This window comes from Sphingomonas xinjiangensis, assembly GCF_014199255.1.
Taxonomy (GTDB): Bacteria; Pseudomonadota; Alphaproteobacteria; order Sphingomonadales; family Sphingomonadaceae; genus Sphingomonas; species Sphingomonas xinjiangensis.
Window position 1 is genome coordinate 92603 of the sequence record NZ_JACIJF010000011.1, and the last position, 16096, is coordinate 108698.

The 16096-nt window shown below is 66.0% G+C and carries 13 protein-coding genes and 1 tRNA gene; 5 read left to right on the plus strand and 9 right to left on the minus strand.

All coding sequences use genetic code 11. The features are described 5' to 3' along the window. The first annotated feature begins 3 nt into the window (after nucleotides 1-3). The 4 genes from glmM to FHT02_RS15955 are packed head-to-tail and all read left to right on the plus strand — an operon-like array spanning nucleotide 4 to nucleotide 3351. A complete protein-coding gene (gene glmM, locus FHT02_RS15940; protein WP_184089898.1) occupies nucleotides 4-1344 on the plus strand; it encodes a phosphoglucosamine mutase in 1341 nt (446 codons plus the stop codon). Continuing rightward, nucleotides 1344-1568, plus strand: a complete 225-nt coding sequence (locus FHT02_RS15945) for a DUF1272 domain-containing protein (protein ID WP_184089837.1) — start codon at nucleotides 1344-1346, stop codon at nucleotides 1566-1568. The genes glmM and FHT02_RS15945 overlap by 1 nt, the downstream gene beginning before the upstream one ends. Nucleotides 1569-1571: 3 nt before the next feature. Continuing rightward, nucleotides 1572-2729 carry a bifunctional hydroxymethylpyrimidine kinase/phosphomethylpyrimidine kinase gene (gene thiD / locus FHT02_RS15950; RefSeq protein WP_184089840.1) on the plus strand — a complete coding sequence of 386 codons (1158 nt, stop codon included), beginning with the start codon at nucleotides 1572-1574 and terminating at the stop codon, nucleotides 2727-2729. Next, entirely contained in the window at nucleotides 2722-3351 is a 630-nt protein-coding gene (locus FHT02_RS15955; RefSeq protein ID WP_184089843.1) for a ribonuclease HII, read from the plus strand. The genes thiD and FHT02_RS15955 overlap by 8 nt, the downstream gene beginning before the upstream one ends. Nucleotides 3352-3358: 7 nt before the next feature. Here FHT02_RS15955 and FHT02_RS15960 read toward each other — a convergent pair whose 3' ends face one another. From FHT02_RS15960 to FHT02_RS16000, 9 genes are all read right to left on the minus strand, one after another. Then, nucleotides 3359-4978, minus strand: coding sequence for an MFS transporter (locus FHT02_RS15960; protein WP_184089845.1), 1620 nt, complete (start codon nucleotides 4976-4978; stop codon nucleotides 3359-3361). A gap of 94 nt (nucleotides 4979-5072) precedes the next feature. After that, entirely contained in the window at nucleotides 5073-5744 is a 672-nt protein-coding gene (locus FHT02_RS15965; RefSeq protein ID WP_184089848.1) for a glutathione S-transferase family protein, read from the minus strand. A 46-nt stretch (nucleotides 5745-5790) separates the two neighbouring features. Next, nucleotides 5791-6210 carry a hypothetical protein gene (locus FHT02_RS15970; protein ID WP_184089851.1) on the minus strand — a complete coding sequence of 140 codons (420 nt, stop codon included), beginning with the start codon at nucleotides 6208-6210 and terminating at the stop codon, nucleotides 5791-5793. Between the two features lie 132 nt (nucleotides 6211-6342). Next, complete coding sequence (gene gltB, locus FHT02_RS15975; RefSeq protein WP_184089854.1) at nucleotides 6343-10851, minus strand: glutamate synthase large subunit; 4509 nt, start codon at nucleotides 10849-10851, stop codon at nucleotides 6343-6345. Between the two features lie 38 nt (nucleotides 10852-10889). Then, nucleotides 10890-11657, minus strand: a complete 768-nt coding sequence (locus FHT02_RS15980) for a DUF2059 domain-containing protein (protein ID WP_184089857.1) — start codon at nucleotides 11655-11657, stop codon at nucleotides 10890-10892. Further along, entirely contained in the window at nucleotides 11654-12343 is a 690-nt protein-coding gene (locus FHT02_RS15985; RefSeq protein ID WP_184089860.1) for a DUF2059 domain-containing protein, read from the minus strand. The genes FHT02_RS15980 and FHT02_RS15985 overlap by 4 nt, the downstream gene beginning before the upstream one ends. Before the next feature lie 11 nt (nucleotides 12344-12354). Further along, complete coding sequence (locus tag FHT02_RS15990; RefSeq protein WP_184089863.1) at nucleotides 12355-13797, minus strand: NAD(P)-dependent oxidoreductase; 1443 nt, start codon at nucleotides 13795-13797, stop codon at nucleotides 12355-12357. Between the two features lie 141 nt (nucleotides 13798-13938). Then, on the minus strand, nucleotides 13939-14739 hold the full coding sequence (locus tag FHT02_RS15995; RefSeq protein WP_184089866.1) for an undecaprenyl-diphosphate phosphatase: 801 nt from the start codon (nucleotides 14737-14739) through the stop codon (nucleotides 13939-13941). A gap of 52 nt (nucleotides 14740-14791) precedes the next feature. After that, nucleotides 14792-15721 (minus strand): complex I NDUFA9 subunit family protein, encoded by a 930-nt coding sequence (locus FHT02_RS16000; protein WP_184089869.1) that lies wholly within the window; start codon nucleotides 15719-15721, stop codon nucleotides 14792-14794. Nucleotides 15722-15862: 141 nt separating this feature from the next. Between FHT02_RS16000 and FHT02_RS16005 the strand changes: the two genes are divergently transcribed. After that, nucleotides 15863-15949, plus strand: a tRNA-Leu gene (locus FHT02_RS16005). Nucleotides 15950-16096 lie beyond the last annotated feature (147 nt).

A 16096-nucleotide genomic window follows, 5' to 3' on the forward strand; every position in this document is an offset into this window, starting at 1 on the left:
CGTATGGCAAGAAAATATTTCGGTACCGACGGAATCCGGGGCGCCACCAACTCCGCCAACATGACTGCCGCGATGGCGATGAAGGTCGGCATGGCAGCAGGATGCCACTTCCTGCGCGGCGCGCATCGCCACCGGGTAGTGATCGGAAAGGACACGCGCCTGTCGGGCTATATGCTGGAAAACGCGATGGTGGCGGGCTTCACCAGCGTCGGCATGGATGTGGTACTGGTGGGACCGATGCCCACCCCCGCGGTGGCGATGCTGACTCAATCGATGCGCGCCGACATGGGCGTCATGATCTCGGCCAGCCACAATCCCTATGCCGACAATGGCATCAAGCTGTTCGGCCCCGACGGTTTCAAGCTGTCTGATGCCGACGAACTTGCGATTGAGACACTGATCGACGGTGACGTGCAGCTTGCCCCGTCCAGCGAGATCGGCCGCGCCCGGCGCGTGGACGACGCACAGGGGCGCTACATCCACTTCGCCAAATCCACGTTCCCGGAAAATCTGCGGCTCGACGGGCTCAAGATCGTCATCGATTGCGCGAACGGCGCCGCTTATCAGGTAGCGCCTTCCGCCCTGTGGGAGCTAGGCGCGGAGATCATCGCGATCGGCGTCACGCCCAATGGCAAGAACATCAATGATGGCGTCGGGTCCACCGCGCCTCAGACGCTGTGCGAGACGGTGGTGGCTTCCGGCGCGCATATCGGCATCGCGCTGGATGGCGACGCCGACCGCCTGATCGTCGTCGACGAGACCGGCAAGGTGGTTGATGGCGACCAGCTGATGGCGCTGATCGCCGGCGGCTGGGCACGCCAGGGGCGCCTGGCGGGTGGTGGGCTGGTTGCGACAGTGATGTCCAATCTGGGCCTGGAGCGGCATCTCTCAGCACAGGGGCTAGGGCTGATCCGCACCAGCGTGGGCGACCGCCACGTGCTCGAGAAGATGCGCAGTTCGGGCTACAATGTGGGCGGCGAGCAATCGGGGCACATCATCCTGTCCGATTACGCCACCACCGGCGACGGGCTGGTCGCCGCGCTGCAGGTGCTGGCCGAGCTCGTCCGCGCCAAGGCGCCGGCCAGCGAAGTGCTGCACCGCTTCGACCCCCTGCCCCAGTTGCTGAAGAATGTGCGCTTTGCCGGCGGCAAGCCGCTGGACGATGCTCGCGTCAAAGACGTGATCGCGGCGGCGGAAGCGGAACTCGACGGCAGCGGCCGGCTGGTCATCCGCGCATCAGGCACCGAGCCGGTGATCCGCGTGATGGCCGAGGGCGACGACCGGGCCCAGGTCGAATCCCTTGTGGACCGGATCTGCGACGCCGTGCGCCAGGCTGCGGCCTGATGCTGGCGATGCGTCCGGACTGCGAACGCTGCGGCACCGACCTGCCGGCGGATGAAGCCGGCGCGTTTATCTGTTCGTTCGAATGCACCTTTTGCGCGGACTGCACCGACGCGCTGGACGACACCTGTACGAATTGCGGCGGCGAGCTGCTCGACCGGCCGGCGCGAGTGGGCCAGGCGCTGAAAGGCAATCCCGCGTCCACCGAACGCAAGTTCAAAGGCTGAGACATGACGCCACGCGTGCTGATCATTGCGGGTTCGGACTCCGGCGGCGGCGCCGGCATCCAGGCCGATATCAAAACCGTCACCATGCTGGGCGGCCATGCCATGACCGCGATCACCGCGCTGACCGCGCAGAACACGGTGGGCGTGCAGGCGGTGCACGCGATATCGACCGACATGGTGCTGGCGCAGATCGATTCGGTGGTGCGCGACATCGGCGTCGACGCGGTGAAGATCGGCATGATCGGTTCGGCACGCACGGCGCTGGCGGTGGCCGAGAAGCTGGACGAGCTGCCCGGCATCCCCGTGGTGTTCGACCCGGTGATGGTCGCGTCGACCGGCGCGCGGTTGGCCGACGAGGCGACGATCGCCGCGTTCGAGCGGCTGATGGACCGCGCCACTGTGGTCACCCCCAATTTGCCCGAGCTCGAAGCGCTGGGTCGCGATCCACAGGCGCTGGTGCACGCGCATGGCTGCGCGGTGCTGGTGAAGGGCGGACACCGCGCTGGCACCGACGTCACCGACCGGCTCTATTCGGTCGATCCCGAGGACCCGCCCGAGATCAGCTGGAGCGATCCACGCATTGACACCGACGCGACGCATGGCACCGGCTGCACGTTGTCTTCAGCGATCGCATGCGGCCTGGCGCAGGAATGGGACCTGCCCGAGGCGGTTACGCGCGCGCGCCGCTTTGTCCGTATCGCGATGCGCGAAGCCCCGGGGCTTGGCCGCGGGCACGGTCCGATGGGGCAGCAGGCAGTGCGGCTGGACAGCAATATGAGCTTTTTCGAGCCGATGCTGAACCAGGTGACGGTGCCGACCAGCAACCTGGCCGCGAGCGAGCGCTTCTACCGGCTGCTGGGGATGCGCCAAGTCGTCCGCGCCAGCCCGCGTTATGCCCGGTTCGAGACTGAGGGCGGCGCGACGTTTTCGGTGGCGACCGATCCGGTCTATACCGCGCCAGTGGTGTATCTGGAGTGCGGCGACCTAGACGTCACCGTCGCCTATCTCCAGCAGCAGGGCGTCAAGTTCGACCAGGAGCCCCGCGACGAGAAATGGGGCTGGCGCGAGGCCCGGCTGACCGATCCCGCGGGCAATGCGATCCGCCTCTATCAGGCTGGCGAGATGCGCCGCTTTCCACCATGGCGGCTGGAAGATGCCTGACCTCAAGTTCGAACGAAAATACAAGCGCTTGCATAAGGGGCTGGTGGCCGGCGTCGACGAGGCCGGGCGCGGGCCGCTGGCCGGGCCGGTGGTCGCCGCGGCCGTGGTGCTCGATCCCAAGTGCATTCCCGAGGGCATCGACGATTCCAAGGTGCTGAACGCCGCCAAGCGCGCCGATCTGTGCGCGCAGTTGCTCGCCTGCGCAAAGGTGGGCGTCGGCATTGCCAGCGTCGAAGAGATCGACACGATCAACATTTTCTGGGCCACGATGCTGGCAATGCACCGCGCAGTCGACGCGCTCGGCTTCCGCCCCGCCTTTGTGCTGGTCGACGGCAATCGCTGTCCGGACTGGGATCATCAGAGCCAGGCGGTGGTGAGCGGCGACGCGCTGTGCCTGTCGATCGCCGCGGCATCCATCGTCGCCAAGCACCGCCGCGACTGCATCATGACCGAACTCGACGCGGTGCATCCCGGCTATGGCTGGAAGTCGAACAAGGGCTATGGCGCCAAGGTCCATCAAGAGGCGCTACGCAGCCTGGGGCCGACGCCGCACCATCGCCGCAGCTTTGCACCCGTAGCGCAGGCCGAACTGGACTTCGGCTCGGCGATCGCGGCGGAGTAGCCAGGCCTCAGTTAATCTTGTCGAGCTGCTTGAGCAGATCGTCGAAGCTGGCGTCGGGTTCGGGCTCACGGAAGCTGGCGTCGAGCGCGGTGGCCATGGCGGTCGCGCCGAAGCCCAGGCGGCGCTTGGTGCTTTCCAGCAGCGCGAAGATCGACACGCGCTTACCCTGGCGCGCGCGGATCAGGTCGCCGCCCGGGAACGCCACGCCGATGCGCAGCCCCGCGACCGATGACGCGTTGCGCAGCGTGCGGCGTGCGGAGGTCCAGACATGGCCGACCACTTCGCGCCCTTCGACGGCGCCGGGCTCTTGGACGATCGTCAGGCGGTGCAGCGTGTAGAGGCCGAGCAGCGCAGAGAGCAGGAAGAAGAACTCCCAATGGGTGAATACCAGGCCGAACAGCGCATTCGTGCCGCTGGGGCTCACCCATTCCAGATTGAGGCGTAGCTGGCGCTTGGCGAAGAAGTCTGCCGCCCAGCCGCCGATGATCGGCGCCGAGCCGGCGGCGACGGCACTTATCAGTGCGTTGGCCGCCATGTAGCTGGTGGCGATCCCCTCCGGGCTGAGCTTCATGACGATGTTCCCTGATGCCAGCCCCACCCCGGCGCTCGCCGCGCCCATGACGATGTGCAGCAGGATCAGATAGGCCGCGCGGCCAGCCATGCCATCGATGTTGCTGGTGAAGGCCATGCCCGCGATGCACAGGATGAACAGGGGCGTCGCCACCGACAGCACCGACTTGTTGGCGAAGCGGTCGCTCAGCTGGCCCCACCCGCGCACGACGCTGACGCTTGCGAGCTGGCTAACCACCGTGAGGATCAGCACGAAGCTCATCGAGAAGCCGAGTTCGCGGACGAAATAGACGGTGAAGAAGGGCGTCGCCAGGTTCACCGCGAACTGCCAGCTGGCGAGATAGCGCAGCATGTTGCGGAAGTTGCGGTCCTTGAGCGGCTGAAGCAGCAGCTTGTAGAGCGAGGCGGTAGGACCCCCCTGGGGCATCTGCGGCTCGGGCACCATTGCAAGGAAGGCAGTGCTGATCAGCCCGAACACGAACCCGACCAGATACAGGCTGGAATAGATGCGGTCGCCCAGCGCGTGCGATCCGCTGGTCCATTCCAGCGCCACCGCCGCCGCGACGGTTGCGAACGTGCTCACCAGCGTGCCGTACACGCCGCGGCGGGCGAAGAATTGGCCGAGGCGCTCAGGCGGCAGCAAGTCGCGCATCCAGCTATTCCAGCTGCACGCGCCCACCGCGTTGAGGCCATAGTGGAGCAGCGCGGCGGTGAGCAGCACGCCGGCGGCGACGTCTCGGTCGGGAATGAAGGGCACCGCGGCATAGGTCGGCAGCGCGAGGCGCGCAAAGAAGACACAGGTAACCGAGATCAGCCGGCGGCGGCGGAGGCGCTCGACCAGCTTCACGGTGGGCGCTTGGAGAATCTGCGTGAGCAGCGGGATGGCGGCGAGCAGGCCGATCTCGCTGTTGGTTGCGCCGATATGGATCGCCAGCGCCAGCAGCACCACGCCGCTGTTCAGCGCGCCGATCGCCGTGGCGGCGGCAGCATCGATCAGCAGGTTGCGGGCGGCCCGCTCGCGTTCCTGGGGACTGATCGAGGGTTGCGGTGCCAGCATCAAAAGGTCCGTATCGCCGCGTGGATGGGCGGACAACCGGGGCGGAGGCGAAGCGTTCCGTATCTTCACGCCCAATGGATTGCCAGCGGCGGCTCTAGTGATCGAGCTTTTCGTAATCAGCGGGTGGCGGAATGCCCTCCATCCGTTCAGAAAGCAGCGGGCGGAAGCTGGGGCGGCTTTTCATGCCGATATACCAGCGCTTAGCCTGTTCGTGGCTCTTCCAGTCGATGCCGCCAAGATAGTCGGCGATCGAGATCTGCGCGGCGGCCGCGAGGTCGGCAAGGCTCATCGTCGCGCCGCCGATCCAGGTACGGTGATCGAGCAGGTAGTCTATATAGTCGAGATGCCCGACCGCCGCCTTCATCGCGGCGCGCAGCACCTGGCCATCGGGCGACTGCTTGTACACCAACCGCTTGAGCATGCGTTCCTGCAACAGCGGCGCGGTGATCTCGCTGAAGAACTGGGTGTCGAACCAAAGGGTCAGCCGGCGGATCTCGGCGCGGTCGACCGCCGTGCCGTTGAGCATCGCGGCTTTGTCGACGGTTTCCTCAAAGAACTCGCAAATCACCGAAGAGTCGATCAGCGTCACGCCGCGTTCGGTGTCGACCATCACCGGCACCTGCCCGGCCGGGTTCAGGTCCATGAACTCGTCGCGGCGCATCCAGGGGGATTCGCGCACAGGCTCGTACGCCACGCCCTTTTCGCCCAGCAGCAGGCGAACCTTACGCGAAAAGGGGCATAGCGGGAATTGAAGAAGCTGCCACATGCGGCTCTATTGAGCCGCAGCGCGCGGCGCGTCCAGCGCTTCTAGATCAATTATCGGTGGCGAGCATCGCAGTGAACGGGGCTAGCGCTGCCTGGAGGCGCGCAGCGGTGCGGCCAAGCTCATCGCCCATCGCCAGCGCGTCGTTGGCGACCGCCCCCGCAGTCCGGACTGCGTTTCGGGTACCGGCGTGCAGCTTGGCCTGGAAGTGCGGGTCGCGGCGGCGCTGGACGTCGCCCAGCGTGTCGGCGGGCCGCACATCGCCCTCCGGATCAACATAGCGCGCGATCGGCCCGACACGGGTGTCGAGTACGATGCCGGCGATCTGATCGACCATCATCGCCACGCCTTCCTGCACCAGCGGGTTGCTGAGCGCACGGGCCGCGGCTTCGGCTTTAGTGTCAGTCTGGGCGGCGGCGGGCGCGGCGATCCCGCAAAGCGCTGCGGCGGCGATGAAAAGGGGACGCATGTCATTCTCCCGAGTCGGCAGGATGGCATATATATCAATTACAGCAGCTTAGCAGCCGATGAACGGGGAGCGGAAAGTTGCCCCCCATTCTTCTTTGTCACCTCCTGGCCCTGAGCCGGGATGACGCCTTAGCTACTCCGCGGCTACCGCTTCCACCGTGTCGTCGAGCGGATGCGCGAGACGGGTCAGCATTTCCTTGGGCACAACTTGCCAGAAATGGTGCAGGCTGCGCTCCCAATCCTCGAGCAGGCCGCGCGACCATTTGCTATCGGTGGCGTCGGCATGCGCCTCGACAAGACCGCGCAGCCTGACTTCCCAATGCGCCGAAGCGACGCGCTGCCAGACGATATTCTCGGGGTTTGCGCGGCGGTCGAAATTGGCTTCCGCGTCGTAGATGAACGCCATGCCGCCGGTCATGCCGGCGCCGAAGTTCATGCCGACTTCACCGAGCACCACTGCGGTGCCGCCGGTCATATACTCGCAGCCATTGGCACCGCAGCCCTCGACCACGACATCGGCGCCCGAGTTGCGCACCGCGAAGCGCTCTCCCGCCTGGCCGGCGGCGAACAGCCGGCCCGAGGTGGCACCGTAGAGCACGGTATTGCCGAGAATCGTGTTGTGCCGACTTTCAATCTGCGAACTGACCATCGGCCGCACGACAATGATGCCGCCCGACAGGCCTTTTCCGACATAATCGTTGGCGTCGCCGAACACTTCGAGCGTAATCCCCTTGCACAGGAAGGCGCCGAGCGACTGGCCAGCCGATCCGCGCAGGCGGACATGGACGTGCCCATCCTGAAGCGTCGACATGCCGAATTTGTTGGTCACTTCGGACGACAGCCGGGTGCCAACCGCGCGGTGAACGTTGCGCACGCTGTAGGTGAGCTGCATCTTCTCGCCGCGGGCAAACACGGGCGCGGCGTCCTTGATCATCTGCGCGTCGAGGCTGTCGGGCACTTCGTTGCGGAAGGTGCTCAAGGAGAACCGCCGCTCAGCATCGGTCGCATCGACCTTGGCGAGGATCGGGTTCAAGTCGAGGTCGTCGAGATGCTCGGCGCCGCGGCTGACCTGGCGGAGCAGTTCGGTGCGGCCGATCACTTCGTCGAGGCTGGTGCAGCCGAGCTTGGCGAGGATCTCGCGCACTTCCTCGGCGATGAAGGTCATCAGGTTGATGACCTTTTCGGGCGTGCCGACGAACTTGGCGCGCAGCTTCTCGTCCTGGGTACAAACGCCCACGGGGCAGGTGTTCGAATGGCACTGGCGCACCATGATGCACCCCATCGCCACCAGGCTGAGCGTTCCGATGCCGAACTCCTCGGCACCCAGAATCGCGGCGATGACGATGTCGCGCCCGGTCTTGAGCCCGCCATCGGTGCGCAGCTTTACACGCCCGCGCAGGCCGTTGAGGGTGAGCGTCTGGTTGACCTCGGAGAGCCCCATCTCCCATGGCGTCCCGGCATATTTGACACTGGTCTGGGGCGACGCGCCGGTGCCGCCGACATGGCCAGCGACTAGGATGACGTCGGCATGCGCCTTGGCTACGCCGGCCGCGACCGTGCCGATGCCGGCCGAACTGACCAGCTTCACGCAAACCCGGGCGCGCGGGTTGATCATCTTTAAGTCGTAGATGAGCTGCGCCAGATCCTCGATCGAATAGATGTCGTGGTGCGGCGGCGGGCTGATCAGCGTCACGCCGGGGGTGGCGTGGCGCAGCTTGGCGATGAACTCGGTCACCTTGAAGCCCGGCAGTTGGCCGCCCTCGCCCGGCTTTGCGCCCTGGGCGACCTTGATCTCGATCTCGTCGCAGGCGTTGAGATATTCCGCCGTCACGCCGAACCGGCCCGAAGCGACCTGCTTGATCACCGAATTGGCGTTGTCGCCATTCTCATACGGCTTGTAGCGCAGCTTGTCCTCGCCGCCCTCGCCCGACACCGCCTTGGCGCCGATGCGGTTCATGGCGATAGCCAGCGTCTCATGCGCTTCCGGGCTGAGCGCGCCCAAGGACATGCCGGGGGTGATAAAGCGCTTGCGGATCTCAGTAATCGCTTCGACCTGGTCGATGGCGATGCCTTCCTGCGGGAAGTTGAATTCGAGCAAGTCGCGCAGATAGACCGGCGGCAGGTCGCGAACGCCGCGCGAGAAGGAGAGGTAGCTCGAATAGCTGTCGGTCGACACCGCGGTCTGAAGCTGGTGCATCAGCTGCGCGGAGAAGGCGTGGGTCTCGCCGCCATGCCGCTGGCGATAGAAGCCGCCGATCGGCAACGCGGCGACGGCGCGGTCATAGGCCGCTTCGTGCCGCATCATCGCCGAGAGATGGAGCGAGGCATAGCCTTCGCCCGAAATCTTGGCGGGCATGCCGGGGAAGAAGTCGTTCACCAGCGCGCGCGATAGGCCAACCGCTTCGAAATTATAGCCGCCGCGATAGGAAGAGATGACGGCGATGCCCATCTTGGACAAAATCTTCAGCAGCCCCTCGTCGATCGCCTTGCGGTGGTTCTTGAGGCACTGGTCGAGGGTGAGGTCGCCGAACAGGCTGCGGCCATGGCGGTCGGCGATGGCGGCTTCGGCCAGATAGGCGTTTACGGTCGTCGCGCCGACGCCGATCAGCACCGCATAGTAATGGGTGTCGAGGCATTCGCCCGAGCGGACGTTGACGCTGGCGTAAGAGCGAAGCCCCCGCCGGACGAGGTGGGTGTGGACCGCGGCGGCGGCGAGGACACCGGCGATCGCGGCCTTGTCCTCATTCTGATGCTCGTCGGTCAGGAACAGCTCGGTACAGCCGGCGCGGACTGCCTGTTCGGCTTCGTGGCGGATACGGGTGATCGCGACGCGCAGCGCCTCCGGCCCGCCCTTCGCGTCGAAAGTGCAGTCGATCTCGCCGGCTTGGGCACCGAAATAGGCGCGCAGGCGATGCCATTGCGCGTTGGTCAGCACCGGGCTTTCGAGCACCAGCACCTTGGACGCATTGGCTTCCTTGTCGAGGATGTTCGCCAAATTGCCGAAGCGCGTCTTGAGCGACATCACGTGCCGCTCGCGCAGCGGATCAATCGGCGGGTTGGTGACCTGGCTGAAATTCTGGCGGAAAAACTGGCTGATCAGGCGCGGCTTGTCCGAGATGACCGCGAGCGGCGTGTCGTCGCCCATCGATCCGACCGCTTCCTTGCCGGTCTCGATCATCGGGGCGAGGATCAGCTCCATATCCTCGAGCGTCTGGCCGGCGGCCACCTGACGGCGGGTGAGTTCGGCGCGATCATAATGCGCATCCGCCGGGCCATCGGGAAGATCGTCGAGCGTCAGGAAGTCGCCGATCATCTTTGCGTAATCGGCTTCCCCGGCGATCTGGTCCTTGATCTCTGCGTCAGTGAACAGCCGGCCCTGCGTCAAGTCGACCGCAATCATCTGCCCCGGCCCCATCCGGCCGCGCGCGATCACGGTGGATTCGGGCACCGGCACCATGCCGGTTTCCGACCCAACGATCAGCAGCCCGTCGGCGGTCTGGGTGTAACGCAAGGGGCGCAGCGCGTTGCGGTCCACCCCGGCGACGGCCCAGCGGCCATCGGTCATCGCGAGCGCGGCGGGACCGTCCCACGGCTCCATGACGCTGGCGAGGTACTTGTACATCGAGACATGACTCTCGGGCGTGTCGTCGCCCGGCGCCTCAGGCACCAGCATCAGCTTGGCGGTCGGTGCATCGCGACCCGAGCGGCAGATCGCCTCAAACACCGCGTCCAGCGCCGCGGTGTCGGACGCGCCGGCGGGGATCACCGGCTTGATGTCCTCGCTCTGCTCGCCAAACGCGATGCTGGCCATCTTGATCTCGTGGCTGAGCATCCAGTTCTTGTTGCCGCGCACCGTGTTGATCTCGCCATTGTGCGCAAGACACCGGAAGGGCTGGGCCAGCCACCATTGCGGGAAGGTGTTAGTGGAATAACGCTGGTGGAAGATCGCGACGCGGCTGGTGAAGCGCTCGTCCTTCAGATCGGGGTAGAACTCGCTGAGGCTCTCGGCGAGGAACAGCCCCTTGTAGATGATCGAGCGGGTGGACAGCGAACAGACGTAGAAGCCCCCGACCTGCGCCGCGATCACCCGCTTTTCGATGCGGCGGCGGACCAGATACAGGTTCTTCTCGAACTCGGCCTCATCCTGATCGTCTGGAAGGGGCCCGGCGATCATGATCTGCTCGATCTCGGGCCGGGTCGCCTGCGCCTTCAAACCGATCACCGACACGTCCACTGGCACCTGGCGCCAGCCATAGATGGTGTAGCCGGCCTCGATGATCTCGCTCTCGACAATGGTGCGGCAGGTTTCCTGCGCGGCCAGATCGGTGCGCGGCAGGAAGATCATGCCGACCGCGAGCCGGTTCGGGAGCACGCGGTGCCCACCCATCGCTATTGCGTCGTCAAAGAACCGCACCGGCAAGTCGACATGGAGCCCGGCGCCATCGCCGGTCTTGCCATCCGCATCGACCGCACCACGATGCCACACCGCCTTCAGCGCATCGATCGCCGACTGGACCACGCGGCGCGAGGCCTGCCCATCGGTCGCAGCGATCAGGCCCACGCCGCAGGCATCGCCTTCAAATTCGGGGCGGTACATGCCTTCGCGGGCGAGGCGGTCGCGTTCGGTCTGGTCGATAGTCATGGCAATTGTCCTAAGGCGCAGGGTCGGGCGAGTGCGGATCAATCCTCCGCGTCTTCCGCCTCCGCTGCCGGTTCCGGGTCGGTCTTGAGCGTGTCGGCAGGAACGCCGAGCAGCGTGGCGAGCTTGGCACGCTCGGCAGGCGTCAGGTCGCTGTTGCTGCGCGGCTTGGGCAGGGCGGCGACTGCCGCTTCGGCCTTGGCCATCATGTCGGGCATGCGCTTGGTCATTTCCGGGACCATGTCGGACATGATCTTCATCATCTCCGGGTCCATGAAGAGCTGGAGCGACTTGAGCGCATAATGCGCACCCGCCGGGGTCGCGAAGAAGCGGTCCATCTCCGCTAGCTCGGCGGGAACGAACTCACGGGCATAGGCTCGCGAAAGGCCTTCGCGCATCGCCGGCTCCATGTTCGTCATGATCTCGGTCATGCCGCCCATCATCGCGTCGGTGCTGCGCTTCAGCCGGTCCCGCCAGTGCGGGTCATAGATCGCCATGACCTGCTCGATCGTGCCGGTGCCCAGGGTGCTGGCCTCCTCGGCGGTGATGCCGCTCAGCCGGGCAAGTTCCTGCACCGGCAGCTGGCCCATCGACTGCGTCATGCTGTCCATCAGCGGACCCATGCTCTGGTCCATCATCCGCTTATAGGTACCCGGGGGCATCAGCCGGGCCACTACTTGCCGGGCTGCGCTCAAGCGGGCGGGGTCCACCGGGGCCGTGACGGGTTTGGGCGCGGTCTGCGCGGCAGCGCTAGTGGTGCCGATCGCCAGCGCGGCGGCGATGGCCAGCATCTTGTCGACGCGGATCACGGCTTCTTACCCTTCAGGAACTGCGCGGCGGACTGGGCGGCGAGCGTCTTCATCCGGGCTTCGTTGGCGGCGATCAGGCGCGCCGACCAAGCCTGGCTGGCGGCAGTGATCTTGGGGTTAAGTGTTTGAAGTTTCTGCGCTGCCGGGCTGCCGCCGAACGCCATCAGCGCGGGATAGTCCTCGGGCGTCAGCGAGCCCATCAGCGACGCCATCGCGGCCTGCTGCATCTGTTCCTGGCTTTGATCGGGCTTGTCGCCGATCGAGCGGTACATCTGCGCGGCGACCTTGCGCCCGGTGGGGCTTTCCAGGAACGTGCGGGCGGTGCCGATTTCGGCAGCGGTCATGTCTGCCTGGATCAGCCGCGCCACGTCGCTGCGCAGCGAGGGCAATTCGCCCTTCATGACCTTCAGGAACTCGGCGCGGACCTGACCCGCGACATGCTCCTTCATTCCTGGATTGGCGGCGTACAGCTTCTGCGTGGCCGGATCGCCCGCCAACTGCTGCTCCATGCCATAGGTAAAGGAGCGGCTGGCGACGTCGGTCATCGCCGCGTCGCTCAGCATCACGCCGACCAGCCGGTCGGCCTCTGCCTTGGCGCTCGCCGCCTGAACAACGGGATGCGCCAGCGCGGGCATCGGCGCGAGTGCGGCGGTGCCCAGCAACAGGGCGACGAACACGGTCTTCATGGTGGGTTCCTTCAAGCGGCGCGGACGGCCGAGGCCGCACGCGCCCGCATCCAGGCATGCATATGCGCCGCCACGTCGCGGCCGTCGCGAATCGCCCAGACGACCAGACTCGCGCCGCGCACGATATCGCCCGCCGCGAACACGCCGTCGAGGCTGGTCATCATCGTGCGCCCGTCGGTGCGCAGCGTGCCCCAGCGGGTGACACCCAGCGCCTCGGCACCGAACATTTTCGGCAGGTCCTCGGCCTCGAACCCCAGCGCCTTGATCACCAGATCGGCAGGCAGGTCCATCGCGCCGCCCGGATCGACTTCCGGCGCGCGGCGGCCGGTGGCGTCGGGGGCACCCAGCCGCATGCGCGAGGCGCGCACGCCGGTAACGGTGTCGCCGCCATCGAACGCTTCGGGCGCGGACAGCCAGACGAATTCGACGCCTTCCTCTTCGGCATTGGCGACTTCGCGCTGCGAGCCCGGCATGTTCGCGCGGTCGCGGCGATAGAGGCACTTCACCGACGCCGCGCCCTGGCGCACCGCGGTGCGGACGCAGTCCATCGCGGTGTCGCCGCCGCCGACCACGACGACGTGCTTACCCTGCGCATTCAGGCTGCCATCGTCGAACGCGGGGACCGCGTCGCCAAAGCTCTTGCGGTTGGAGGCGGTGAGATAATCCAGTGCCTCGACCACGCCCCGCGCGCCGACGCCGGGCGCCTTGATCGCGCGCGCCTTGTACACGCCGGTGGCGACCAGCACCGCGTCGTGGCGGCTGCGCAGCGCGTCGAGGCTGGCGTCACGGCCGACCTCGAAGCTGGTGTGGAAGACGATGCCGCCTTCCTCCAGCCGCGCGACGCGGCGCATCACCACGTCCTTTTCCAGCTTGAATCCGGGAATGCCGTAAGTGAGCAGCCCGCCGGCGCGGTCGTGCCGGTCATAGACATGGACGGCATAGCCCATCTCGCGCAGATATTCGGCGGCGCTGAGCCCGGCAGGACCCGCGCCGATGATGCCGACCGACTGGCCCTTGTCCGGGCCGGGGCGCACGGGCTCGACCCAGCCTTCTTCCCAAGCCTTGTCGGTGATGAACTTTTCGACGGAGCCGATGGTGACGGCGCCGTGGCCGGAGAATTCGATGACGCAATTGCCTTCGCAAAGCCGGTCCTGCGGGCAGATGCGGCCGCAAATCTCGGGCATGGTCGAAGTGGCGTTGGAGAGCTGATAGGCCTCCTGTAGCCGCCCCTCCGCCGTCAGGCGCAGCCAGTCGGGGATGTGGTTGTGGAGCGGGCAGTGCACCGAGCAATAAGGAACGCCGCATTGGGAGCAGCGTCCCGCCTGCGCCTCAGCATCCGGAACGGCATAGCGGTTGGCGATCTCGCGGAAATCCTCCGCGCGCAAATCAGCCGCGCGCTTGGCCGGATAGACCTGCTCACGCCCCACGAATTTCAGCATCGCATCATTTGCCATGCCGCACGTTTAGCGATGCGGAACCACAAAGTCACGCATGATTTGAACAATAAGGAAGTGATGCTGTCCTTTTATGTGTGCTGCGCCTCTTCTTATTATGACGCGAGCTTCTTCAGCAGCAAAGAAGAGCCCGAAACGGACTTATCGCATCGACAGCCAAATCAGTGCGGCCGCACCGGCGACGATCCGGTACCAGGCGAATGGCGCGAAGCCATGCTTGGTGACCACCGCAAGGAACGCCTTGATCACTGCCAACGCCACGACGAACGACACCAGGAAGCCGACACCGATCAGCCCGAAGCTGTCGGCGGTCAGCGCGTCGCGATGCTTGAACAATTGCAGCACAGTCGCGCCGGTCAGCGTCGGCAGCGCCAGGAAGAAGCTGAAATCGGCGGCGGTGCGGCGATCGATGCCCAGCGCCATCGCGCCCATGATCGTCGCGCCCGAGCGGCTGACCCCCGGGATCATCGCGATGCACTGGACCAGCCCGATCTTGACCGACTGGGCGAACGACACGCCGGCGATGCCCAGCACATTTTCGGTTCGCGCCAGCCGCTCGACCACCAGGATGCCGATGCCGCCGGCGATCAGCGCCCAGGCGACGATCACTGCGTTTTCGAGCAGCGCCTCGATCTGGTCGTTGAAGGCGAGACCCAGCGCGACGGCGGGGAAGAAGGCGATCAGCAGGTTGCGCACGAACTTGACCGAATTGGCCTCCCAGGACAGCAGCCCGCGGCCGACCGCAAGGAAGGTGCGCCAATAGAGCGCCACTATCGCCAGGATCGCACCGGGCTGGATCGCGATGTTGAACACCGCCCATTGCGCGGCGTCATAGCCCATCAGCTCGCTGGCCAGGATCAGGTGCCCGGTGGAGGATACCGGCAGAAATTCGGTCATGCCTTCGACGATGCCGAGCAGGATCGCCACGAGATACTCGTTCATTCGCTTCTCCCCGCCCCGTTTAAAGCCGCGGCCCCCGCCGCAATAAAGGTCGTCAGGCGGTCCGGCCGACCGAACCGAAGCGGCCGTTGCGGCGGAACCGCACCAGCCAGGCCGGCGCCACCGTCGGCAGCGGCGTGGGGGTGACTCCCAGCGCCGCAAGCCCCTCGGCATCGGTATCGACGACGCTGTCGCGCTGAAGCATGCGCCACTGATCCTTGCTGATCGGCGAACCGGGCAGCATCGGCAGCATGCCGCCGATCGCATCAGGCAGCTCCAGGAAATGCACCTTGCGGCCCAGCGCCCCGGCGATCCAACGGTGCAGCTCGGCAAGACTGAGCACCTCAGGACCGCCCAGCGCGTACGTCTTGCCCCCATGCGCACCCGGGTCGGTCAGCGCCGCCAGCACGGCTTGGGCGACATCGGTGACATAGACGGGCTGGAAACGGGCAGTGCCGCGCACCACCGGCACCACCGGCAGCAGCGAAATCATGCCCGCAAAACGATTCACGAACGCGTCCTCGCGCCCGAACACGACGGAAGGGCGCAGAATGGTGGCGTTCGGGAACGCCTCGCGCAGCGCGCGCTCGCCCTCACCCTTGGTACGGCCATAGTTCGAATCCGAGTGCGGATCGGCGCCGATCGCCGAGAGGTGCACCAGCGCCTGGACGCCCGCGCTCGCGGCGGCCTGCGCCACGTTGCGCGCGCCATCGACATGCACCGCCTGCATGCGCGGGCCGAAGGTGCCGGCCAGGTTCACCACCAGATCCGATCCCTCGATCGCGCGGGCCAGCGTGTCGGGCCGAGTGACGTCAGCGGCGATGAACTGGGTCTGGCCCAGGCCCCCCAGGATCTTTAGGAAAAAGGCATCGCGCGGCCGCGACTGCGCGATGCGGATCCGCGCGCCGGTGCGGTACAGTTCCTGCGCGACATAGCGGCCGAGAAATCCTCCGCCGCCGATCAGCGTTACCAGCCTTTCCTTCATGCCTGCCTCTTATTTCACGAGCGCCCCCATTGCCGCGCACGGGGCCAAACGGCAAGCGGCTTGGGTGCGTTGCAAAATTTCTGACGAAAAGTTCGTTGACAGACCCCGCAGCCCTCCCCTAGAGGCGCCGGCCTACCCCGTGCCCAGATGGCGGAATTGGTAGACGCACCAGCTTCAGGTGCTGGCGATCGCAAGGTCGTGGAGGTTCGAGTCCTCTTCTGGGCACCATTTGTTCTCATAGCATTGAAAATGCTGGGGATCGTCGAAAAGACGGTCCCCAGAGAGCGTCTGCTCCACGCAACTGCTACACAGTCCGGAGCACCAATCCGCCGAAAACCCTCGGAAATCCGGCGTAGATGGTCGAAGTGGCTGCTA